Source organism: Leptothoe sp. LEGE 181152, from assembly GCF_032906605.1.
GTDB lineage: Bacteria > Cyanobacteriota > Cyanobacteriia > Phormidesmidales > Phormidesmidaceae > Leptothoe > Leptothoe turfae.
In genome coordinates, this window is the sequence record NZ_JASATU010000008.1 from 128,190 (window position 1) to 153,383 (window position 25,194).

Sequence of the window (25,194 nt, forward strand, 5' to 3'; positions counted from 1 at the left end):
ACATTCAAAAGTTGGGCCTTAGTCATTTTCCTTCCTTGGTTTTGAGTTAATGCTCATGGGCTTGGTAATACCCTGTTTCAGGCAACTCACTCAAAATTCAAAATTTAGGACTCAAAACTAAACATTAGACCAGAGTGATCGCCGTAATTTCTGGATTACAAAACAACCGTCCTGGGGCATAGCTGCCCAGGCCACGATTTACATAGAGTAAATTCTGGCCTACTCTGTGCAGGCCCATGGCCCATTCCCAATGGTCGACGACGCTGGCGCATTTGTCGCTCAGGTAGGGGATATTGCTTTTTCGGAGTATTGTGGGCAGTCGTTTGCGGAACTGGAACCAGTGACGGGCGACGTTGCCGATGCCGGGTAGGATGATTTGACCACCGTGGGTATGGCCGGATAGCTGTAGATCGACGCGCCAGGGCATCATGTGTTCAGCGGTATCGGGATTGTGGGAAAGGACGATACGCGGCAGGGTGGTGGGTAGCTGGTCTAGGACAGTTGGGGTAAAGTCGCGATTATAGTAGTCGGCGAGGCCAACCAAGGCGAGGTCATTGCCGAGGGGATAGTCGATTTGATTCCAAAGGACTCTGATATTGATGTCGGTCAGGGCCTTAGTGACGATGCCTCGGGCCATGGGCCAGTAATTATCGTGGTTGCCCAGGATGGCATAGGTGGGAAAGGCTTTGGCGAGGGGACTGAGCTGTTCGGCCAGTGGGTAAATGGGGTCGGGTTCGGCGGTGATGAAATCGCCTGTGAAAACGATTAAATCGGGGTTGAGGGTTGAGGCGGTTGCGATCGCATCGGCCAATGTTTTTTCAGCCAGGCACTTTCCGTCGTAGTGAAAATCCGATAGCTGCACAATGACCGTGCCCTGGAGTCGCTCAGGTAAATCCCGAATAGGTACTTCCAGGGTTTCAACCGTCAGCGGACCAACAAATAAAGGGCGCATAGTTTCAGGAACGAAAGATTCGTTACTTAACTTAACTTCTGATGTTTAGCCTGACCATGGTGGCTTGTCATGGCCCATTGTCAACTTTGACAGTTGCCGGACTGGTCTATGTAAGGCTATGGGTGCAGAGTTTATCGATGAAATTATAAAATCCACGTGAGTTTAATTTTGAGTTCTTAGTTCTAAATAAATTTGGATATCAACTTAAACTGAAAAACTCTGACCAGGTAGGGAATCAAGCATCAGAAGTCAGTGATGTCCCGATTCCTAGCTTCTGATTCCTGAGCATTATCCTGGGGGAAACGTTCTGATTTGAGTTGATACCTTTAAACTAAACTCACCCAAGGCACTTTTAGATACCGTTTTACAGGACGTTTTTATGACTGCTGCCACACTTACGCCCCAGGAACAAAGTAATCTTGCCCAAGCGATTGACTACAGTCATGTCCAGTCGGTGGCTGGCATCTGGCCCATCGTTGCTGAGCGCTTTTCCAACCAAATCGCCCTGGAAGATCCCCACAGTACCCCCCAGCTAAAGCTGACCTATGGTGAGTTAAACGAACAAATTAAACAGTTTGCTGCCAGTCTACAAACACTGGGCATTAACCCCCAGGACAAAATTGCTCTCTTTTCAGATAATCAGCCCCGCTGGCTAGTGGCTGACCAGGGAATCATGACCGTTGGAGCGGTGGATGCTGTGCGCGGTTCCCAAGCTGATAAAGATGAACTCGCTTACATCCTTGAAAATAGTGATGCTGTGGCGATGATTGTGCAGGATCAAGCCACCTTGAATAAGCTAGCCGACTGCCTTGGGGATAAAAATCTACGGTTTATTGGGCTGCTGTCGGATGAAACGCCTCAGCTAGAGACGACGACCAAACTGCTGAATTTTACACAGCTGATGGAGCTGGGGGTCGGTGTGGAGCTGGAAGCTGTGAAATGCGATCGCACCGACCTCGCCACTTTAATGTACACCTCTGGCACCTCCGGCAGACCCAAGGGCGTCATGCTCAGTCAAGATAACCTACTATCCCAAATTTCAGGGGCCTGTAGTGTCGTGCATCCCAAGCCGGGCTCCAAAGTCATGAGTATCCTGCCCATCTGGCACTGCTATGAACGCACCTTTGAATATTTCACCCTGTCCCAGGGCGTACAACAGGTGTACACCAATATTCGCCACGTCAAAAAAGACCTCAAAGCCTACAAACCTAATTACATGGTGGGTGTCCCTCGACTGTGGGAGTCCATCTATGAAGGCGTACAAAAACAGTTTCGCGAGCAACCCGAAAGTAAGCAAAAACTGATCAACTTTTTTCTACACCAGAGCCAGCGCTACATAGCCGCCAAGCGCATTGCCGAGAACCTTAGCCTCGACTATAGCCCCAGCGCCTTTGACCGAGCCATGGCCAGCATTCAGTGCGCCGTCCTCTTACCCTTCCATAAGCTGGGCGACTCCATGGTTTACAAAAAAATCCGCGAAGCCACAGGCGGCGACATTAACTTCGTCGTCAGCGGTGGCGGTTCCATTGCCGATCACCTGGAAGACTTCTATGAAATCATCGACGTTGCCATTCTCGGTGGCTATGGTCTCACCGAAACCTCTCCCATCACCCACGTACGTCGCCCCTGGCAAAACCTGCGAGGGGCCGACGGTCAACCCCTACCCGGCACCGAAACCCGCATTGTCGACCTAGACAGCCGTCAAGACGTCCCCCAGGGTCAGAAAGGCCTTGTACTAGTCCGTGGTCCCCAAATCATGCAGGGGTACTACAAAAATCCTGACGCCACCAGCAAAGCCATCGATCCCGACGGCTGGTTCGACACAGGTGACCTTGGCAAAATTACTGCCAACGGCGATCTGGTCATCACCGGTCGTGCCAAAGATACCATTGTCCTCACCAGCGGTGAAAATATCGAACCCCAGCCCATCGAGAACGCCTGTGCCCGCAGCAAGTACATCGATCAGATCATGCTTGTCGGCCAAGACCAAAAAGTCCTTGGAGCCCTGATCGTTCCCAATCTAGAAGCCCTCAGCCAGTGGGCCACCACCCAGGACATTACCATCGACGAAGCCAACCCCGTCGAATCCCTGAATAACTCCAAAGTCCAAACCCTCTTTAAACAAGAACTCACCCGCGAAGTCAAAGCTCGCCCTGGCCATCGCCCCGATGAACGCATTGGTCCCTTTACGCTGTTAGGCGAACCGTTCTCCATGGAGAACGGTATGCTAACCCAAACCATGAAAATCAAGCGTCCAGTCGTTACCCGCAACTATCAAGACGTTATCGATGGGCTATTCAAATAGGGGATATCTAACAATTACCGTGATTGCGTAATTACAGAATCATGCCATCACGGGGTTGAAAAATCGTATAGGTTATCCCGGGTCACCCACAGGGGGATGTCCCTAAGATATATATGTGGAGCGATAGAGAAAATCCAAAGAATCTATAGGTTATTCCAGGGCACCCACAAGGGGATGCCCCTACAAGATATGCAGGTCAGAATCTACAAAATCGACCCCGCCGTAACGTCTGTCTACGCAATGTGGGATACCCTTATACGTTGGGTCGTAGGGTGGCGTCCCGGCCCTACCCAGGGAAACCCCAGTTTGCCTAAACGAGATCCTAACTACTTCCGGAAAGGACACACAGATGGCCCCCAATCAACCCCTTAAATATCCTCCCCGAGTCCCTCAAACCCATAGAAAATCTTGCAAAAGTCCCCTTTCCTACCGGAGAGGGTAATATACCTAGTGAAATTGATCACTAAAACCAGTCTTTATTTATAGTTTCATGGACGCTTCGCAATCCCAACTACTCCTAAAACGAGTCATCAACGTCAAAGCCGTCGTTACCCCACTTTGGAAAGAAGAAGCCCAAAATCAACTACAAAAGCAGATCAACGGCATTGACAGTCGCCTACAACAACTCGAAATGCAAGGCCAGCGCATGGTAACTGAGCTACAAAAGCAAGAAGCCAACGAAGCTGTGCAAAAACAAATGGCCGCTGTACAAAATAAAATCAACGAAGACAAAAACAAGCTACTTCAGCAAAAGAACCAGGTTTTACAGCAGCTACAGCAAGTTCAAACCCTAGAACTCAACAAAGAAGTCAGCCAAGGCCAGATCGATGGTTTCTTCAAGGTGTCCACTGGCGATAACCTCGTCAAAAAAATGCAAGTAGAAATCCTACTACGTGACGGTGTCATTGAAGAAATTCGCGGTGAACTATAGGTTGGGGCTTACCCATTATTAGGTGTGTATCCCTAAATCCAAAGAGAGAAGTAAGCTCCAGCCTACGCACAAACATAAAATTTATATTCGACACCAATCGTGACTTCGCGGTTGGTTTTTTATTTTGCTGTCCATTTAATTTAATGACACAAAGTCTTTTAGAATAAGATGCTGGCGCGCCTTTACGGTTCGTTAATTTATTTGTTGTCCATCCGTCCTGGAATTTTCCAATGATTCGCGAAGTGTTCATGCCCGCCCTTAGCTCAACCATGACTGAGGGCAAGATCGTTTCTTGGACAAAAAGCCCTGGTGACAAGGTAGAAAAGGGTGAAACCGTTGTCATCGTTGAGTCTGACAAGGCTGACATGGACGTCGAATCGTTCTATGAAGGGTATCTGGCCACTATCGTTGTAGAAGCTGGTGGTGTTGCGCCAGTGGGGAGTGCGATCGCACTCCTAGCCGAAACCGACGCCGAAATTGAAGAAGCCAAAAAGCAAGGCGCTGCCGCTGCCGCTGCCCCAGCCACTGCTCCAGCTCCTACCCCCGAACCCGTCGCCACCGCGCCTGCTGCACAAAACGATAATGGTGCTGCTGCTACCGCCATCACCGTCACCAGTGGCCGCCTCATCGCTTCACCCCGTGCCAAAAAGCTGGCTAAGCAACTCAAAGTTGATATCAAAACCCTAGTGGGGTCTGGTCCCCACGGTCGCATCGTCGCTCAGGATGTTGAAAAAGCGGCCGGTCAAACACCTACGCCCGTTGCTGCCGCTGCCGTTGCACCTGCTGCCGTTGCCGCCGCTGTTGCACCCGCTGCTTCGATTCCCGCTGCACCCACTGCACCCCCGCCGGTACCTGGTCAGGTGACTCCCTTTAACACCATGCAGCAGGCCGTCGTTCGCAACATGAACGCTAGCCTGACCGTACCTGTCTTCCGCGTCAGCTACAGCATCACCACTAATGCCCTAGATGCGCTGTATCAGCAGATCAAGCCTAAGGGCGTGACCATGACTGGTCTGCTTGCAAAAGCTGTTGCGGTCACCCTAACTAAGCACCCCATCGTCAATGCCAGCTATACCGACGCCGGTATTCAATACAACGGCAGTATTAACGTGGCCGTGGCCGTGGCTATGCCCGATGGCGGTCTGATTACCCCAGTTCTGCGCGGCGCTGATCAGATGGATATCTACTCTTTATCCCGCGCTTGGAAAGACCTCGTTGCTCGCTCCCGTAGTAAGCAACTACAGCCTGAGGAGTACACTACTGGCACCTTTACCCTGTCTAACCTGGGGATGTTTGGTGTTGACAGTTTCGATGCTATTTTGCCCCCTGGCACTGGTTCAATTTTGGCCATTGGCGGCGCTAAGCCCACCGTGGTTGCTGACGAGAACGGCATGATCGGTGTTAAGAAGCAGATGACCGTAAATATGACCTGTGACCACCGCATTATCTATGGTGCTGATGGCGCTGCCTTCTTAAAAGACCTGGCGGATCTAATTGAAAACAATCCTCAGTCCTTGACCCTGTAGGATTTGTTTCTGCCCTCTGTAGAGTAGTGAAATCATCAACTAATTTGACATCTTTGATGATCCTTGAAGACATCGCGTTTAAGCAATGCGATGTCTTTTTATAGAGACGTTAGAGCAAGCGATAACTATTGGAATCAAATAGAGCATAGGACGCATTGATATATCCATTCAAGGGAGAATATGCTACATTCTTACATCTTTAACTTATGCTACAAAGTCCTGGATGTCGTAGTTTGGGGCGAGAAAAAGATGCTACATCCGAATGGCACGGACGTAGGTCGAATCAAGCCATCAGTTTAACTTTAAGCACTGAACGCGGTTGCTACATTCTGGGAAAAAGTCACACCCATTTCACATTTACTCAAGATCTGAGCAAAGGGCAGACCGAGACTATCTTGATACTTTTGCTTGAGAATCTCCACACGATTCGGCATAGTAAAGGCAGTAGTATATTGGGGCTTCCAGGTTGTAAGCTTCTCAGATCATCATACCTGAGGCCTTTTCCGCGACTTTTACGTCAGTGCCATTCTGCTATATAGCAACCTCTTCAGGTAGTGGACCAAACTGCTACAGCTTACAAATAGTCATGTAAAAAGGGGGACATGATAAAAATATGTTTCAGAATATGAAAGTTATAATTGAAATTATGACACGCTTCATTTGAAGAACGCTAAGCTAAATCCAATATAATGCTCGTTTTAAGCTCATGAATCGCCATTCTACATCTAAAAAGATCTTAGTATTGGCAGCTCATCCTAAGAAATCTTCAGAGTTGCGCTTAGGAGAAGAAGTGAGAGAAATTGAAGAAGGGCTTAAGCGTTCACTTCATAGAGATAGCTTTAATTTAATTTCAAGATGGGCTGTAAGGCCAAAAGATTTTCGTAGGCATTTACTAGACATAAACCCACAAATAGTTCATTTTTCTGGACATGGAGTTCACGAGGATGGGATTGTACTAGAAGATGAGTTAGGCGATATACAGTTAGTTTCATCTAAAGCTCTGAAAAGTTTATTTAAGCTCTTTTCTAGCAGGGGGGTTGAGTGCGTGCTACTAAATGCCTGTTATTCAGAGAAACAGGCTGATGCTATTAGTCAGCACATAGATTATGTGATTGGCATGAGTAAAGATATTGATGATGAAGCTGCTATATCTTTCTCAGTAGCTTTTTATGATGCCTTAGGAAATGGTTGGAGTTACGAAGAAGCTTTTGAGTTAGGCTGTAATTCTATCCAGATGGAAGATTGGCCAGACTTTAGTATTCCGATCCTCAAGAAAAGGAGGGAATTGATAGAGGGTAAAGCTAACAGTCATGATATTAAAAATGTTGAAGCAGAAATTTTAAAGCGAAAAGAGCAAAAATTAAAGGAACTAGAGAAGCTGATTGACTCATCAGAAGATGTTAAGAGTCTTCCCAAAGAGATATTCTTAGATTTTTTAGCTCTCCGAGATGAAGTTGAAATATTAAAACAAGTCAATCAAGATGTTGATCAAAAGAGTAATAAAGCAGAGAAAGATTTCTTGAAAGATTCTTACGGGATACCTGAATTACCTGTGGAATTTATTGATCGACCAGAACAGCGTGAAACTATTGAAGAACCACTAAAATCTAGAGAAAGATGGGTCAAAACTGTTGTTATTCAAGGTATGGGTGGCACAGGTAAAACTGTGCTTGCAACTGAAATTGTTAGAAATATTAAAAATAAGTTTGAGAAAGTTATATGGGCCTCAGCAAATGAGTCGCCGATTGATTTAGCTGATTTACTGGATATTGTATTGAGAAAGCTTGATTATCGTTCTGATCAATTAACCTTAGCTCAGAAGCAAGAACAGGTCAATGATTTACTTCGAAAAAAACGATATCTATTAGTGATTGATAGTTTTGAAAGAATAGGAGATGATCGAATTGATAAGTTTTTAGGTGATAAAACCTTTTATCCAAGTAAGATTCTTATCACAACAAGACAATTTTATCCTCAAGCTTCTTGTTTGATAACGCTTGAAGGTTTAACACGTCAGCAAACACGACGAATGCTGGAGCGGGCAAGACTAAAGAAAGGAGTGAAGCACGCTTTTACAACGGATACAGTGAAGGCTATTTATAGTGCGACTGGTGGTTTGCCACTTGCATTGGGGGTGATAATTGGCCTTCTTTCCGAAAATGTGTCTCTCAATGTAATTATTAATAGCTTAACTGGTCGAGGAACAAGTCCAGATGAAGCATTATCAGCAGATGTCTCTAAGGTAGAGGCAATGTTCACAACCTTAATTGGTGCATCATGGAAAATTGTTAGCAATAATGCTCAAAGAATTCTAATGGGGATGACATTTTTTGCGGCACCTGCTTCAGAACAAGCTATTCAAATTATTAGTGATACTGATCAAGAAGAATTTCGTTCTGAAATTGATCATCTAATAAGGTTGTCACTTTTACATACTCATCGTGAGCAAATGGGTGGCGATGAGTTTCGATATTCTATTCATCCCCTAATTCGTAGTTTCGCAAGTGAAAAGATAAACAGCAACACAAATTTAAAACAAGAAATATATGGTAAGGCCGTTGATTACTTTACCGAACTTATGGAGGAATTAGGTCGTCCAGGCCTAGAATTAACAAAATACAATAAACTGGAGCAAGATTTAAAGAACTGTATTGCTACATTTGATTGGTGTAAAGCTCAAAGAGATTTTGCAAATACGTTTAAAATTGTCGAATCATTACATCATTTTCTGTTTGAACGAGGTTTTTGGGATACCCGTATTCAGATATGCAGTTCTGCATTTAATCTAGAAGATGATTCAACAGATAGGAATCCTGAAATCTCATGGAGGTTAGCTTTCAGAGCAGGGTGGGTTTGCAGTCGTCAAAACAACTATGAAGAAGCTAAGCAGTGGCGAAAAAAAGCTAAGTCAAGCTTGAAAAAAGTTGCAACAGATAATGTTTTTTATAAGCTTTATCAGGCCAAAAACCTTCAATTGAGTGCTCTAATTGCCCATGGTGAGGCGATAGAGGCTGTAGAGGAATATAAACAACTTACAATTCCTGAAATGATTGGAGATATCAATAATCTCTTTGAACAATCAAACAATTATCATGATGAGGCTCGTCAGCTACTGACACAGTATCTACAGGAACATGGCCTGACTTGGTCTTCAGAGGAACCGGAGTACACTATTTCAATTACTGACTCTAATCAAGGAGATTTGGCTGTTGATAGAGGTCATTGGAATAACATTATTAATCAAAAAGATGAGAGCATAAAATATTATGAGATTGCTCAAAAATTATATTCTAAAGTCTTAGATGATGCACAAAATAGTAACTGGAGAAACAGAGATGCATTTATAGCATTTAGTGCAGCTAATTTAGGTCATGTTGAAATTTGGCTAGGTCAGAAGCCTCTTGAGGAGATCAAACGACGTTTTGATAAAGCACTCCAGATAGCTCAATATATTGGTAGAGACCATACCATTGCATGGTGTTATCGTGGATATGGTTTAATTGCTAGGCGATTAGCTAAGAATGAATCATCGATACGTAAAAAGAAGAAGAAACTGAAAGAAGCTTTAGAACAACTTAGTGATGCTTTAGATATTTTCGAAAGAATCGGACGTAGAGAGAGGGTTACAGAAACTCGAAAAGCCTTGCTTGAAGTAGAAACAGCTTTAGGTGCTTTATAACCTCTTAAGTCGTTTTGAGAAATATGATTTTTCTTCAAAGTCAATTTTCTGAAAATCGAACTATTTCTCAATTCTATAGGTCTTGTAGAGATTAGAGATTAATGATACTTTTAAAATTTCTGCTATAAAATTAAGGCAAATTTCAGACCTTGAAGAATTTCTCTAGAATTAAAGCATATCTCTACCAGGGGCTGCCCACCAGGGTGTATGTCGACCAATAAAAAGGATGGTCAAAATCCCAACGTCCGTGATATTCCAGTTCTGGAAAATGCGCTAATGCTTCCCCATCAAAACCATATAATGTCCCATCTGCAAACGACAGTTCACCTCGTAACATAGCTAGCTGTGCCTGGCGTAGGGCATTGGCTCGCACTGAATTTTCCTGTAGATTGTCATAAAAATAGGTCATTAACCCTAGCGTTCCCTCATCACTGATGGGCCAGAGACTAGCAACGGAGGTTTGTACCCCCGCATTCACCGCTAAGCCAGCAAAGCCATATTCGGCCTCACGATCGCCCAGAGCCGTGTTGCAAGCGCTTAATACCATCAGGGCAATGTTGGCATCCTGTAAGCCTAAGGTGTGGACCTGATCCAACTGTAGGGGCTGGTCCCACAGTTGAATATAGGAATTGTGTGGTTCACCGGGGGCAAACACACCATGGCTCGCTAAATGAACAATCCCATACTGATTGCGGGCAACTTGGGTTTGCAAATTATTGAGGGTAAATCTTTCATTGAGAAATACCTCACTCTCATGAAATGCTTCGGTAACAATGTTTAGTTCTTCAGGTACAGCAGGTAGAATCTGTTGTGATTGAAACTGCGCCGCTCCCATGGCTAGCAGGTGAGTGTTCTCCAGTTGAGAATAGAGAAAATTTTCAGGATTAAAGTCAGTCAAGCTAAAACTGGGAATCACTCCTAAGCTGTAACGTTCAACTAAGTACTCATTCCCATCGTGAAGTGCGGCAACGGGTAGAGTACGTAAACCTGTGTCCATGGCCAGGGCTAAGCTTTGGATTCCTTGGCTTTGTAATTCATTTTCTATGGGCGAGATCAACCAGCTATATAGCTGTTGAGCAGGGGGCAAGTATTGGGATGGGACAGATATGGAGTTGGTTACCTGGGCGTAAAAATTCTCTGCCATGGCCATTACGTCACTGCGGGTAACCCCTTCAACTTTTCGTCGTATGGTCTGTCCTGTATGGGTGATTAGAAGGAGTCCCAATTCATCATTATTGGGGTTTAAGGGACTAGACTCGGATGCTGCTGTAGTGTTCTCTTCCGGTGGCAAAAAGTATATGTATAGAACACCGGGCTTTACCCCCATAATCTCTTCAACATTACCAAGGGTTGCTTGGGCCGAGGCCAGGCTGGTGGATGAGATGCTAACACGCTCGTATAGATTTAAGTGAGACTTAAACTGATCGGAAAATGAATTTTCTAAACGTTCAAACAGCGCACTGTTAGAATCATTGGCACCCACTGAAGACGTTGCTTCATCTAAGGGGGTAGCGCGGCTGTCGAGGAGCGGTGACCTTAAATCGGTAGTAAATAGGGAACTAGTCGTAGGTAGTTCAATAACCGTAGGCAGGTGACTACTTAGTTGGGCATTAACTGTGGGAGAAGGATTACGTGTGAGCGGTGTGGGAGGAGTGGGAGGTGTTAAGATATCTTGGGTTAAAAAACTGATATTGCCAAGGGAATAGCTATTTAAATACGAGTTGTCTATGGCAATTTTAAATTCACCACTGGTTATCAGGGCATCACTGCCTAGAATGCTGCTATCACCAACTCGAAAAGGGGTGGCACTATTGCCGCCATGGCGAATAGTAATGTTACCTGTGCCATTGGTGGCGGCTGTGGAAATACTGGCGACGTATCCGTCTAAACTGGTAAAGCTGTTGGTGGCTCGAAAGAATTGGTCGGTGATAATATCCACATTGCCGCCTGCACTATCTCCCTCGGCTCGAATGCTTTGAACCTGAATAGTATCTGCTGCATTCAGGGTAACATTGCCCCCTGTAGTGCCAGTGGTGTCAATCTGTTGTGAGGTAATTGTTGTTGCTGCATTAACGATGGTATCACCACCATCCAGAGGGCCTGTGGTCAAAATATCTTGAGTCCTGATAGCTCCACCGCTGTTGAGCATCACACCTCCTGGAGCTGTGAGATTAGCAGTTGTGATATCTTTTGCCGCTGATAGTGTAAGGTCAGGTGCTGTCAGATTAAAGCCTTGGGTATCAATCTTTCCATTGTCTTGAGGAGAGATAATCGTAGTGGGAGAAAGTAGGGTTATATTGTCTCCTAGGGTAATGGTGCCACTACCCTCCGCATGACCAATGGTAATAGCTGTAAAGCCACTGTAGATACTTGCTAATTCAGCTGTGGAAATTGTCAGAGCAGAGGGGGTATCAGAACCGCCTAGTTGAATATCTCTGGAGGTTGACAAGGGAGAAAGATTTAATGCTTCAGTCCCTACAAGGGCCGTGCCTAGACTGATAGTGTCTCCTATATAGGTAAGTGGACCGGCACCGCCATCTAAATCTTCAGTAAATCCGGCACCGTTGGTAAGAATGTTGATCTGGTCGGATTGATTGCCTGCGATCAGATTTTGGATGTTGGAGAAATTGTCTATTCCTGTGCCATTACCGGTATTGCTAGCTGTTAAGTTCCAAGTACTGTCAACATTGTCACCGATTAAGGTATTACTACCGATTCCGCCATTTATAAACTCAATGGGGGTATTTGCATTAAGCCTAAACGTGTCGTTACCGTTGCCGCCAATGAAGGATTCCAGTGTATTAAATCCACCAAGGCCGGTTGCATTATTGGTTTGAAAATCAACATTAATATCGGTGGTGTAGGCGCTGTAGTTAGCTGTGTCGCTGCCATCGCCGCCAGTTAGGGTGCCCGTGATTGAGGCACCATTGTTAAAGATAAAATTATCATTACCGGCCTGACCGTTTAAATTTTCAAAGCCATTGAAGGCTAAGGTGTTGATAGTGCCAATGTCCGTACCAGTGAGAGTAATGTCGTCGTTACCACTTGTTCCCTGTAATGTATCAGTATTACCACTACCTCGAAAGTCTTCTATATTGGTGAATGCTGCGACGTTTGTTGTTATTTGATTCTCAAGATCGATGGTGACACCAACGGCACTAGACCCGTAATCTAGGGTATCTGTTCCTAATCCTCCATCCAGTGTGGTCCACGTTCCTCCATTGACAACAAAACGATCGTTACCATCCCCTAACAGAATAGTCTCAAAGCCTTGAAAGTTAGTACCATTTAAGGTGCCAGTGGCTGCACTCGTGAGTGTAGCCACATCATCAGTGTTTGTCCCTTGCAGTGTATTAGAACCACTTCCAGCAATTATATTTTGAATATTGCGGATGCCCCAAGTACCCGGTGCATTACCAGTTTCCAGGTCGAGGGTCATATCTGTAATGTAGGCACCGTAATCTAGAGTGTTGTTACCCGTCCCACCATCAACGATGCCGCTAATAACAGCTCCATTTCCAAAAATAAAGCGATCGTCTCCACCGGCACCATTAACTGTTTGAATGCCAGCAAAATTTATGCCATTAAACGTGCCAGCATCCACCCCTGAAAATGTGATGGTGTCATTGCCATCAGCCCCTGAAATCGTATCATTGGTACCATTGCCAACGACAATTGAATCGATGTTTTTGAAGCTCAGACCGTTATTAAAAAGGTCATTGAGATGACCTTGATTGCTGGCTGTAATTACCCAAGGTGTTACCCGATTGGGACCTCGTAGAACATTTGCTCCAAGGAGAGTGACAGGATCTTGAAACGGAGTTGTGCCTCCATCCGTAACAGAATCATTGAGAGTAATGGTACCTGTCCCATCGGAGCGTCCGATGGTGATGTTAGTAAAACCATCTTGCAGGGCTGAAACATCGGTTTCTAAAAGGTCCAGATCGAATAAAGTATTAGTGCTGGGACCTACGTTAATGGCTAGGGTTGGATTGTCAGGTGCAATTGATAACGTTGTGCCACTAATGGAGTTGTTGCCACCATTTAAATTTAGCTCATTGCTTCTGACGGTAATGTCCTCAGCGTCTAGCCTACCTGATACAGATGTGAGCAGTGGAGCTGCAAGATTAACATTGCCAGCCCCTGTTCCTGTTCTTGTATCCAGGGACTGGAGAGTAATAATTGTGCCTGAAATGCTGATATCTCGCCCCGACGTTTTCAAGGTATTGTCTGTTCCACTCATGAAAAAGCTACCGATAAAGTTGTTATCAGCGTCAGCTATAAACGTAATGGAGCCTGTTCCTGGTTGAAACGTCAGTTCATTGTTGCTACCTAAATCAATGTCGATGTTGGTATTGGCCTGTAGAATAATGTTGTCATTACCATTCCAGCTTTCTAACGTGTTGGCGTGTAGGGTTAACGTACCGAGGTCGTTATCAGTCGCATTGATATTGGGGAATAAAAGCGATTCTGTTGCAACTTCAGCAGGTGTACCACCGCTGACAATGCGAATATTATCGGGATCAAATAAGATGGTACCTGATTCACCCTGGGGAGCGCTGAGGGAAAATTCTCCATCGAACCCTAGATGGTCTTTCCCAGAAATTTCAATAAAGCCGCCATTGCCCCCTTGCTGTCCTCCCTGGGCATAGGCACCGCCGCTAAACACCGTGGCGTCATCGGCCCAAACAATTATCTGGCCCCCATGGCCTTGCTGTAGGGCACTGGCATTGATTTCAGAATCCTGGTTTACCCACGTGTACGTTGCGTTTGGTAGAGGACCTGTGCCTTGATAATGACCGCCAATATAGATCTGGCCGCCTTGGTTGATCCCATCGGCATTAATGGCCGCATCGACCAGGGAGACCCGGTCGCCTAAAAGTGCAATTTGCCCACCCTGATTACCAGCACTGCTGATGGTTCCAGTAATGGCCACATGTCCTGCTGAGGGGGTAATGGTTTCTGTTTGCGTGAGGCTGACCGTACCGTCTGTGTTGACGGTTAGGGTATCGGCATTGTTGATGTTATTGCCGGTGAGGAGGGCTGGCAGGCTGGCCGGTGTAATACCCTGACTTGAAACTGTCTCAACCCAGGGCGTAACCTCCAGGGTGAGTATTTGATCCGCCTGGCTTAAGCTAACTCGGTTGCTATCTGTCACGGCAGCCACAGTAACTGTGCCTGCAGGAGCCGTAATCGTCCCTACATTGGTAAGACTGCCCCCGAATAGACGGATATGTTGCCCAGGATCGACCTGTAGGTTTCCTAAATTAATCAGATGAGCGGGGGGAGAGATAAATGCCAAACTGTTAGGATGGCCGACTAACGCTTGAGGATCTGCACCATGGGTGAACCAGCCCTGATCAAATCCGATGGTGTCAGCCGTTGTGGCCGTGAAATCTCCATTGAGATTGAGATGAACGTTGGGGCCAAAGAGGATGCCAGCTGGGTTGAGTAACCAGAGATTAGCACTGGTTGGAACAGCTAAGCCACCATCAATAATGGATGCTTGATTTCCCTTAACCTTCCCTAGGATATTTTCCACTGAGTCAGGAGCAACAAATGTAACCGTTTCGCCAGTGGCTACATTGAACGCTTCAAACTGATGAAAGAGATTTGTTCCATCTGTTGACTGAGTACCCCCAGTGATTTGAATCTGATCCCCTGCCGTGGTGATAGCTGTTGTTCCTGTAGGTTGTAGTTGCCCCCAGGCAGGAGGGCTACTTAGGGTAAAAATACCTAACCAGCCCACTAACTGTAAGACATATTTAGCGGGCTGCTGCCATCCCGAATAGCCCATAATGTTGATAATGCTGAAGCCTGACAAAAGAAGGTTGTAATTATTACAACTCCCCCTTTCTAATCACAGCTAACTTATCGATGAAATGTAACCCTAATGACACGGGTTTTTATCCTAAAGTTGCTGTGAAAGCGATGGCGGTGTAAATGCTTACAGTAGTAACAAGATTTATAGTAAACGGCGCAGTAGATGTAATTACCTACTTGTTTTTACGTACATTTGCTTATCGCCCTATTCGTTTCGTAATGAATAAATGATCCCTGGGGGTGAATGTTGTTAGACCTATGAAATGTGACTCAGGCCAGACTCATCTATTTCTTATTTGTTTAAAGCTATTTAAAACTTTGTAAGCACCTTGGATGACAAATTTAGGAGTGTTTCTGTAACTGATCTAAAAGTTTTTTTCATTTCCTAGATCAGGTTTCTAACATGGGCAATAGAAGTATCTAATGGCATTGGTAAGCGATCCAAATAATTTCTTAATTACTCGGATGTTGTCCCGATGGCCAATAGATGCTTCATTCGCTCACCCACCTCAATCACAAGAGGGAATGGAGGTTCTATGGTTGAAACCTATCAACCATCTCACGAGGCCACGTTAGATCGTGACTCAATGACGCTGTCGCGCCATGTATTGCAGCAACTTCAAAGCTTTGGGCCAGATGCTCAAGATCTAAGCGCTTTGATGAATCGCATTGCCCTGGCTGGCAAGCTGATTGCTCGGCACTTATCGCGAGCGGGCTTAGTCGAAGATGCCCTCGGGTTTACCGGGCGTGAAAATGTACAGGGGGAATCGGTTAAGAAAATGGACGTCTACGCCAACGACGTCTTTATTTATGTCTTTAAGCAAAGCGGTTTGGTCTGTCGCTTAGCTTCTGAAGAGATGGAGGCTCCATTCTATATTCCTGAGAACTGTCCCATTGGGCGATATACCTTGCTATACGATCCCATTGATGGTTCATCCAATGTAGATATCAATCTCAATGTTGGTTCAATTTTTGCCATTCGCCAGCAACGGGGTAATGATGAAGGGCAAACGGGCAAAGACCTGTTGCAGCCAGGACGAGAACAGTTAGCGGCAGGCTATATTCTCTATGGCCCAAGTACGGTACTGGTATATACCATCGGTACAGGGGTGCATATGTTTACCCTTGATCCCAGCCTGGGAGAGTTTATTCTTTCGGAAGAGAACATTACAATTCCTGCCCATGGGCCTGTTTATAGTGTAAATGAAGGTAACTTCTGGCAGTGGGATGATTCTATCCGAGATTATATTCGTTACGTACACCGCCATGAGGGATACTCAGCTCGCTACAGTGGTGCGTTAGTGGGAGATTTTCATCGTATTTTGACCCAGGGCGGAGTTTTCCTGTATCCAGGCACTGTGAAAAACCCGGATGGTAAATTGCGCTTGCTTTATGAGTCGGCTCCACTGGCCTTTTTGGCAGAGCAGGCGGGGGGACAGGCCTCAACGGGAACCCAGGAAATTTTAGATGTGCTTCCCGATCGGTTACATATGCGTACGCCTTTAGTTTTGGGCAGTACAGAAGATGTGGCGTTAGTGAAATCGTTTATTCAGGATCGATTTCGCGAGCGTGAAGCTGAAATCGCTGCCATTGGCCAAGCTTAATTGGTAACTCCTGGCTGTCGACAGCGGAATTTTTTCTGTACAAACAAAACTTTTGAAAACACGAAACACCCATATAGGATATTTACCCTATGACTACAGCGAATGACAGTCCAATTCTGCATCTAAAAGACCATGGTCAAAGTGTGTGGATGGATAATCTGAGCCGAGATTTGCTTGTTTCTGGCGAGCTGGTCAAGCTAATTGACAGTCGAGATGTACATGGGATTACCTCTAACCCGGCGATCTTTGAAAAAGCGATCGCAGGTAATGAAATCTACGATCAAGAAATTGAAGCGGGGGTACGGGCTGGTCAGTCCGTTGATCAAATTTACGAGACTTTGGTCTTTGATGACATCCAACGGGCCTGCGATGTGCTTAAGCCAGTGTACGAATCCTCCCATGGTTTGGACGGCTATGTCAGCCTAGAAGTCCCCCCCAATCTGGCCCATGATGCTGAAGGCACCCTTGCTGAAGCCCGTCGCTATGCAGCTGCGATTGGGCGTCCCAACCTGATGATTAAGATCCCAGGTACACCCGAGGGGCTAAAGGCCGTTGAGCAGACCATCCGCGATGGGATCAACGTCAATGTGACGCTACTGTTCTCAGTACAGAGCTATATCGATACGGCCTGGGCCTATATTCGGGGTCTAGAAGGTCGCTTGGCGGATGGCCATGACATTAGCGCCATGGCATCGGTGGCTAGTTTCTTCTTGAGCCGCATCGATAGCAAGGTTGACAATACCCTTGATCAACTGGCGGAGTCCGATGAGAGTAAGCGGGATCAGATTGCTGGCTTGAAAGGTAAGGTTGCGATCGCAAATGCCAAGCTGGCTTACCAAGAATACAAAAAGATCATTCAAAGCGATCGTTGGCAGGCACTGGTTGCTAACGGTGCAAACGTGCAGCGCCTACTGTGGGCTAGCACCAGCACTAAGAACCCTGCCTACAGCGATGTCATGTATGTAGATGAGCTGATTGGTCCAGATACTGTAAATACCCTGCCTCCCCAGACCATTGAAGCCTGTGCCGATCACTGTGATGTGAACAGCCGCCTTGAAAGTGATGTGGATGCTGCCTATGCAGTAATTGAAACTCTTCCCACCGTGGGCATTGACCTTGAGCAGGTGATGGATGAGCTGCTGGCTGAAGGCATCGATAAGTTTATTAAACCCTTTGACCAGCTGATGGATTCATTGGTGATGAAGGTTAAGCAGCTGTCGCCTGCATAACAATAAACGTAGAGGCATCCCCCTTGTGGGTGCCCACTTCGCAGCCTAGGGCACCCATAAGCGGTGCTCCTACCATTTTTATTTTCCCTTTACCCCCAAATGGTTTCTCTCCTCGAAAATCCCCTCCGCGTTGGTCTCCAGCAAGATCGTATTCCAGAGCCTCAGATTTTAGTTATTTTTGGTGCGTCGGGAGATTTAACCCAGCGTAAGCTGGTGCCCTCTCTCTATAAAATGCGCCAAGAGCGTCGGCTACCACCAGAGCTAACAATTGTGGGGGTATCTCGTCGAGAATGGAGCCACGAATTCTTCCGTGAGCATTTAAAACAGGGTATTGAAGACTACGGTGGTGGTATTCATAACCAGATGCTTTGGGAGAACTTTGCCGCTGGACTGTTTTACTGTCCGGGTAATATTGACAAGCCAGAGAGCTATCAGAAGCTGAAAGTCTTTTTAGCTGAGCTGGATGAGAAACGATATACGCGAGGCAATCGGCTGTTTTATCTGTCGGTTGCTCCACGCTTTTTTGCTGAAGCCACCCAACAGTTGGGGGCTGCGGGCATGCTGACAGACCCAACCAAGCAGCGTTTAATTATTGAAAAACCCTTTGGCCGTAACCTGGCATCGGCTCAATCTTTGAACCAAAAAGTAAGAGCGGTGGTGCCGGAGGAGCAGGTCTATCGTATTGACCACTATCTCGGTAAAGAGACCGTTCAGAATCTACTGGTCTTCCGATTTGCCAACGCCATTTTTGAGCCATTGTGGAACCGGCAGTTTGTCGATCATGTGCAGATTACGGTGGCAGAAACCGTTGGTCTAGAAGGGCGTGCTGGCTATTATGAGACTGCTGGAGCCCTGCGGGATATGGTGCAAAACCACCTGATGCAGTTGTTTTGCCTAACGGCGATGGAACCGCCCAATTCCCTGGCAGCCTCCAGTGTGCGGGACGAGAAAGTTAAAGTATTGCAGGCAACACGACTGGCCGATCCTCTTAACCTGGACCGTTGTGTTGTGCGGGGGCAATACACCAATGGCTGGATGAAAGGACAGCCTGTACCTGGCTACCGCCAAGAAGAAGACGGGTTAGAACAATCGACGACCCATACTTTTGCCGCCATTGAGATGCGCGTCGACAACTGGCGTTGGCAAGGGGTGCCATTTTACCTACGTACGGGTAAACGGATGCCCAAAAAAGTATCGGAAATCTCAGTACACTTCAAGCAGGTGCCTCACCTAATGTTCCAGTCGGCGGCAAAGCAGATGAATGACAATATTCTGGCCTTGCGAATTCAGCCCGATGAAGGTATTTCCATGCGGTTTGAAGTGAAAACACCGGGCAGTTCTTTGCGGACACGCTCAGTGGATATGGACTTCCGTTATGATGCAGCCTTTGGTAAACCCAGCACCGATGCCTATGCCCGCTTGTTGGTGGATGCCATGCTCGGGGATCAAACCCTATTTACCCGAGGAGACGAAGTAGAAGAATCGTGGCGGGTGCTTACACCAGTCTTAGAAGCTTGGGATAGCCCAGCCGATCCTGCCCAGATTCCGTTATATGAAGCAGGTACATGGGAGCCAGTAGAGGCCGAATTCTTGCTGAATAAAGTCGGTCGTCGTTGGCGAAGACTTTAGTTATACGTTTATTAGTTATTAGCCATTTCAACACAAAGAATCAATAACCAATAACTAGGACCCAACACCTCAAACCTCAAAACTTCCACCCCCTGACCTTACTATTCAATTGCGCGGTTAAAGCCATGGTGACCTCTCTAGTTACGCTACAAAAGCCTAAAGACATTTCAGTTGACGATATTGAAGCCGAGCTTCGGGAGATATGGCATAACTATGCTGCTGATGCTTCCGGTGTAGCGACGCGAGCCACGACGTTTAATGTCATCATTTATGAGCCAGAAGAGATTCAGCAGTTGTTGGCAACTCTAGGCTTTTATACCAAGCCTATTGATGGGCAGCATGGGCCAGAGACAAGACGTGCGATCGCAATCGCCCAGCAAACCTATGGCTTACCCATTACCAACCGGGTGGATCAAGTAACTTTACAGCGTCTGCGCGATGAGTTTCGGGCCCTATCTCCTGAGCTGCGTCGCTATACAAATGCCGACCTGCGGGGCTTTAGCCTTAACGAAGCCCTAGCGGCCCAAAACCCTTGTCGGGTAATTACCCTTTGCCCCACCTTTGGCGATGAAGATACTGGCGTTACGGCCCAGGTGTCTGCCTACTGCCCGATTCAGAAAAGCAGTAACAGTCGTCTAGTGTGCTGTGAATACATTACGTTGCGAGGTACGAAGAAAGCACTGGATCGGGTGGATAACCTGGTTAAATCTTTAGTGATTGACGATCTGCCTAAATTTATCTGGTGGAAAGCTACCCCTAATCCAGAGCAGCTTCTCTTTCAGTCCATGGCCTCCCTCGGTAGCTGCATAATTTTAGACTCCAGCTACTATGGCAATCCTGAGTCAGAGCTACTAAAGATCCATCAGCTAGTGGACAGCGGTACTAAAGTGGCTGACTTAAACTGGTATCGTCTGGCTCCGTGGCAAGAACTATCTGCCGCTTCCTTCGATCCACCTGAGCGACGGTTGGCATTGTTGGAAATGGACCAGGTGGGTGTCGACTATGAGAAAGGTAATGCCGCCCAGGCACTACTGTATCTTGGCTGGTTAGCCAGTCGTCTACAGTGGCAGCCTGAAGATTATCAATTAGAAGGCGGCGACTACGATTTACGACGCATTACCCTCAAAGGTAACCATGGCCGCTCCATTGATGTGGAATTAGCTGCTATTCCGGTGGCTGATGTGGGGGAAGTACTGGGTGATTTGACCGGCTTGCGGATGTCATCGACTAATCTTGATGCTAACTGCTGCACCATTCTCTGCTCTGAGACGGCAGGCTGTATGCGAATGGAGTCTGGTGGGGGTGCGCAGTCTTGCTATATCCAAGAAGTAACAGCTATCTCTGACCAACGTTCTGATTTGTTATTAGAACAGCAGCTACAGCGCTGGGGTGAAGATGTGCTGTTTGAGGAGAGTTTGGCGGTTACAGCTCAGATTTTGAAGCTGTTAAATAATGCTGAGAAGTAGTGAGTAAGAGGCAATTGCTGACGCCTGGATTTTAGGTTTCAGGTGCCAAGGCTCCGAATTTAACAAACCTGATTGTATGAATAATCCCGTAAGGGCAGATCTTATACGACATCCTGACTAATAGCGCCCGGTACCGAAGGGCATTCACAAGGGGGGTGCCCCTACAGGATTGTCCATTTTTAATCGAGCTTAATGAATTCGGATTCGATACTATATCTGTTCTAGGTACAAAAGAGCCAGGCATAGCTATGCCTGGCTCTTTTGTTGTTTGAGCATCTGACTTAATGTTGCATTTAAAGCCTTATTCTGATCTTTCTCCATAAGGGACAGTTCAGCGCTCCGGAAGCATTGCGTGTGACTGCATCTGGAAGACATCACTCCTTATTTTGTAGGGTTATCCTGACTTTCAAAGTCTTAAAGACGTTGCAAACTATGAAGAAAGACTTAAACCAGGTTTGACCATGGACGGTCAGACCGAAATCCGTTGAATTGAGAGCACGTCCCATGCGTCAGATCAGGAACTACGCGTTAGTTATTGTCCTCAGTGTGGCATTGACATTAACCTCGTTGAGGCTATTTTCTAAATGGATCATCCCACCAACCATTGCTGAAGTGGGAGCGCCTGCAGCGCAGCTAGTACAGGCTTCAAGGATTCCAGATAGCCCCCATAATTTTGTTGCAGCGGCGGTTGATCGTGTGGGTCCAGCCGTTGTTCGTGTGGATACGGAACGTACGGTTGCTACCCGTGGACCTGATCCATTTTTTAACGATCCGTTTTTCCGTGGTTTCTTTGGCGAGGATGCATTTCCTCAGTTACCCCAGGAGTATCGTCAACAGGGGCAAGGGTCTGGCTTTATTGTCGACGACAGTGGTTTGGTGCTGACCAATGCCCATGTAGTGAACGGCGCGGACAAGGTCACCATTACCCTGCGGGATGGCCGTACCTTTGATGGCGAAGTGAAGGGAACTGACGAACCTTCTGATTTAGCAGTTGTTAAGATTACAGGCGATAACTTACCCGTAGCCCCTGAAGGAGATTCTAGCCAGCTACAGGTGGGCGACTGGGCAATTGCTGTGGGCAACCCGCTAGGTCTGGATAATACAGTTACTTTAGGGATTATTAGTACGCTCAACCGTTCTAGCTCTCAGGTGGGTATCCCAGATAAGCGTCTGGACTTTGTGCAGACAGATGCGGCCATTAATCCGGGGAATTCCGGTGGTCCTTTGCTCAATGAACAGGGAGAGGTCATCGGCATTAATACCGCTATTCGGGCTGATGCAGAAGGGATTGGCTTTGCGATTCCCATCAATAAGGCGAAGGAAATTCAAAGCTTTTTGGCTCAGGGTAAGAGGGTGCCTCACCCATTTATTGGTATCCAGATGACCAATCTGACGGTGGAGCAGGCGAAGCAGATCAATGAAGATCCAAACTCTGTGCTGACGGTGCCTGAGACGGAAGGTGTGTTGATTGTGCAGGTGGTGCCAGATAGCCCTGCGGCGAAAGGTGGACTGCGGCGTGGTGATGTGATTGTTAAAATCGATGATGCCGCTGTGACTAATGCCGAACAGTTGCAAGATGTTGTTGAGGGTAGCAAGATTGGTCAGGCGTTGAAATTCGAGGTAATTCGGGGTGATCAAACGAAGAATCTGACCGTGCGACCTGCCGAGTTGCAAGAGGCGGCTCAATAGGTTTTAGGGGCTGGGCTGGCCTTCGGCTTGAGACTTCGGCTTGAGACTTCAGCTTGAGACTTCGGCGTGAGCTCAGTCGAACGCTTAGTCGAACGCACAAGCCACAGCCCCTACAGGATTATCCATACCAAATCCGAATGCATTACCCCCGATTAAAAGTGGATAATCTCATAGGGGCATATCCTTATGGTTGCCCTTCGATATCGGGGACAGGTAACCAGGATTTTGTATTAGTCAAGATCTGTCAAGGTTTGTTGGCCATTTGTTTTGAGGAGTAATCACCATGTTGTTATGTCAAATTGAAATGCAGGCTTTGGATCCTGTTGCTCAGGAGCCGACATATTATATTGTTGGTCGTTATGGCTTTGATCCAGGTCTGCAGGAACAGGAAGAAGTATGGATTAACTGGCAGATATGGGATAAGAAGTTTGAGATTAAGTCGAAGGTTGTTGGGCGGCGGAAAGAGATTTATGTAGATGGTAAAAGTATTGCCTTGGGGATGAGTGAGAGCGAAAAGGAGAAATTTTTGGTGATTTATCCCGACGGTATTGAGACGTTATCAGATGGGGCTAGTTTGTTTTTGTTGAGGATCTTTGTAGAGGCTATAGATAAGGAACAGTTGTTTGAAGTGCAAAAGGCTCTTGCCCAGGGTGAGCGTAGGCTAAGGCCGCAGGGGCAGCTGCCTAAGACGAAGCAATAGTATTGAAAGACGTTCCAGGGAACGTCTGTACATTTACAAATTAGCGGGTAAAAATTAGGATTACTATGGATAATATTAAAAGGCCACAGAGTATCAGGCTCAGGGTGAGTTGCTGTTTGAGTTTGGCTATGCGGCGGGTTGAGATCGCATCTGCTTCTTTCAGCATTTGTTCTTTCTCTCGTTTGCGAATCGCCTCCTGTCGGGCAATGGTCTGTTCATAAATATGGGACTGGCTGCTCATCAAAAACTGATGATGCTCTTCGCTTAGGCTCTGGGTGCCGGCCCAGGTTCTGGCTTCTTGTAATGTTTGCTCATTGAGTAACCACCGAGCATCACACTTTGAGGAAAGCCACTTGTCTAGCATTTTTTGGTAAGGACATAGGGATGTGAGGCGGCGGTCAACCCACCAGGGTCTAAAGATTTCGGCATAGATTTTATTCGCGACTTTCAGATAGGCTCCTTCTTTGACGACAAGACCCGTCAGCTGTAATTCGTTGTGTTCTGGGCTGCCGTCGAGCAAGACAATGCGCGACTGTAGTATGTCTCGATAAACTTCTAGCAGTCTCTGGGCACGGGAACTATGGAGAAGTCTATCTTGAATGGTTTTGAGGTGTTCAGGGGTGTCTTGCTGTAGCCAGTCTTGGATAATTTTTCGTTCGACGAGTTTATCAACGTAGGGGGCTGGATAGGCCCGAGGTTCAATGTCGGCTTCGCTGACGATGAGTTGGCATAGTTTTTGGGTTAAAAATGGTTGCCCGCCTGTCCAGCGTAAAATACATTGAATGAGTCCTTCTGAATATTCTGATAGGTGTGCCAGACCGGTGCTGAGGGGTTTGGCTTCTTCTAGGGTAAAGCCTCTGAGTTGGATGGCGGTGCCGATGTTGAAGGGGGTGCGATCTCGAGCTGAAATCAACTCTGATGGTGTAGCAACACCAATGAGGGTGATGGTGAGGCGGCGGTAGTCAGGTTGCTCAGCTCGTTCTTGGTAGAAATAACGGATGAGGGAAAAGAAATCGTCACTAAAGTCGAATTGGAATAGGCTGTCGATTTCGTCGATGAAGATAACAATGGGCTGCTGGATTTCTTTTAAGAGAACATCTTCAATAAATTCGCTAAAGCGTTGAATTGGTGAGAGTTCAGCTCGATCCTGCCACCAGGGGATAACTTTGAGTTTGATGCCCAGGCTACGGCTGAGGCGACGGATAATGCCGAGATACCAGGCTTCGGAGGTCATGCCGTGTTCGACGATGGCGCTGACTTCGATGACGCCACAGGCGATGCCTTTTGCTTTTAGGCGTTGGGTGGTTTGGACGCGCAGGCTGGATTTGCCCATTTGGCGGGCATTGAAAATATGGGAGTATTCTCTAGCTGCCAGTGCCTGAAAGAGGTCTTCGTCGGCTTGACGAGAGATGTAAGTGGGGGCGTCTTGGCGTAGGGCTCCGCCTACAGTGTACCGGTAGGCGGATTGAGCGCTCATAGCAAATAAATTCCCAAAATAGTGGAACTATTATTATCAAAAAACTCTTCTCTCAGAGAAGTAATTAACTTCATAGACCAAATTTCTAATGCGTTATGTAGGATTAAACTGTATATCGGAACTCCAACCGGAGGCTGTGTAGAAAAGTTGTCTGGCTATGTCATTTTGACTTTGTTTGGCTATC

14 protein-coding genes are annotated in these 25,194 nt (G+C 46.7%); 10 read left to right on the plus strand and 4 right to left on the minus strand.

Annotated elements, in window-relative coordinates; translation table 11 throughout:
- Positions 1–124: 124 nt before the first annotated feature.
- Positions 125–952 carry a metallophosphoesterase gene (locus tag QGP82_RS04880; protein WP_499057393.1) on the minus strand — a complete coding sequence of 276 codons (828 nt, stop codon included), beginning with the start codon at positions 950–952 and terminating at the stop codon, positions 125–127.
- 379 nt (positions 953–1,331) lie between these two features.
- Between QGP82_RS04880 and QGP82_RS04885 the strand changes: the two genes are divergently transcribed.
- The 3 genes from QGP82_RS04885 (at position 1,332) to QGP82_RS04895 (ending at position 5,714) form a co-directional block, all read left to right on the plus strand.
- Complete coding sequence (locus tag QGP82_RS04885) at positions 1,332–3,257, plus strand: AMP-dependent synthetase/ligase (RefSeq protein ID WP_499057396.1); 1,926 nt, start codon at positions 1,332–1,334, stop codon at positions 3,255–3,257.
- A gap of 490 nt (positions 3,258–3,747) precedes the next feature.
- Positions 3,748–4,188 carry a YlqD family protein gene (locus QGP82_RS04890; RefSeq protein WP_163669113.1) on the plus strand — a complete coding sequence of 147 codons (441 nt, stop codon included), beginning with the start codon at positions 3,748–3,750 and terminating at the stop codon, positions 4,186–4,188.
- 230 nt (positions 4,189–4,418) lie between these two features.
- Entirely contained in the window at positions 4,419–5,714 is a 1,296-nt protein-coding gene (locus QGP82_RS04895) for a dihydrolipoamide acetyltransferase family protein (protein ID WP_499057397.1), read from the plus strand.
- 302 nt (positions 5,715–6,016) lie between these two features.
- Here the strand turns inward: QGP82_RS04895 and QGP82_RS04900 are convergent, their stop codons facing one another.
- Positions 6,017–6,148, minus strand: coding sequence for a hypothetical protein (locus QGP82_RS04900; RefSeq protein ID WP_284681998.1), 132 nt, complete (start codon positions 6,146–6,148; stop codon positions 6,017–6,019).
- 272 nt (positions 6,149–6,420) lie between these two features.
- Here QGP82_RS04900 and QGP82_RS04905 point away from each other — a divergent pair, with 272 nt between their 5' ends.
- Positions 6,421–9,393, plus strand: coding sequence for an NB-ARC domain-containing protein (locus QGP82_RS04905; protein WP_499057399.1), 2,973 nt, complete (start codon positions 6,421–6,423; stop codon positions 9,391–9,393).
- A gap of 181 nt (positions 9,394–9,574) precedes the next feature.
- Here the strand turns inward: QGP82_RS04905 and QGP82_RS04910 are convergent, their stop codons facing one another.
- Complete coding sequence (locus QGP82_RS04910) at positions 9,575–15,190, minus strand: CHAT domain-containing protein (RefSeq protein ID WP_499057401.1); 5,616 nt, start codon at positions 15,188–15,190, stop codon at positions 9,575–9,577.
- Positions 15,191–15,752: 562 nt separating this feature from the next.
- Between QGP82_RS04910 and fbp the strand changes: the two genes are divergently transcribed.
- The 6 genes from fbp (at position 15,753) to QGP82_RS04940 (ending at position 23,533) form a co-directional block, all read left to right on the plus strand.
- Complete coding sequence (gene fbp, locus QGP82_RS04915; protein ID WP_163669121.1) at positions 15,753–16,820, plus strand: class 1 fructose-bisphosphatase; 1,068 nt, start codon at positions 15,753–15,755, stop codon at positions 16,818–16,820.
- An 89-nt stretch (positions 16,821–16,909) separates the two neighbouring features.
- Positions 16,910–18,049 (plus strand): transaldolase, encoded by a 1,140-nt coding sequence (gene tal, locus QGP82_RS04920; RefSeq protein WP_499057404.1) that lies wholly within the window; start codon positions 16,910–16,912, stop codon positions 18,047–18,049.
- Between the two features lie 99 nt (positions 18,050–18,148).
- Positions 18,149–19,678: a glucose-6-phosphate dehydrogenase gene (gene zwf / locus QGP82_RS04925; RefSeq protein ID WP_163669125.1), complete on the plus strand. Its 1,530-nt coding sequence runs from the start codon at positions 18,149–18,151 to the stop codon at positions 19,676–19,678.
- 125 nt (positions 19,679–19,803) lie between these two features.
- The gene (gene opcA / locus QGP82_RS04930; RefSeq protein ID WP_163669127.1) at positions 19,804–21,144 is read left to right on the plus strand and encodes a glucose-6-phosphate dehydrogenase assembly protein OpcA; all 1,341 of its coding nucleotides are present in this window, start codon (positions 19,804–19,806) and stop codon (positions 21,142–21,144) included.
- Between the two features lie 504 nt (positions 21,145–21,648).
- Complete coding sequence (locus QGP82_RS04935; protein ID WP_163702796.1) at positions 21,649–22,833, plus strand: HhoA/HhoB/HtrA family serine endopeptidase; 1,185 nt, start codon at positions 21,649–21,651, stop codon at positions 22,831–22,833.
- A 283-nt stretch (positions 22,834–23,116) separates the two neighbouring features.
- Positions 23,117–23,533 (plus strand): hypothetical protein, encoded by a 417-nt coding sequence (locus QGP82_RS04940; protein ID WP_006519597.1) that lies wholly within the window; start codon positions 23,117–23,119, stop codon positions 23,531–23,533.
- A gap of 40 nt (positions 23,534–23,573) precedes the next feature.
- Here QGP82_RS04940 and QGP82_RS04945 read toward each other — a convergent pair whose 3' ends face one another.
- Positions 23,574–25,010, minus strand: coding sequence for an AAA-like domain-containing protein (locus QGP82_RS04945; protein WP_499057407.1), 1,437 nt, complete (start codon positions 25,008–25,010; stop codon positions 23,574–23,576).
- Positions 25,011–25,194 lie beyond the last annotated feature (184 nt).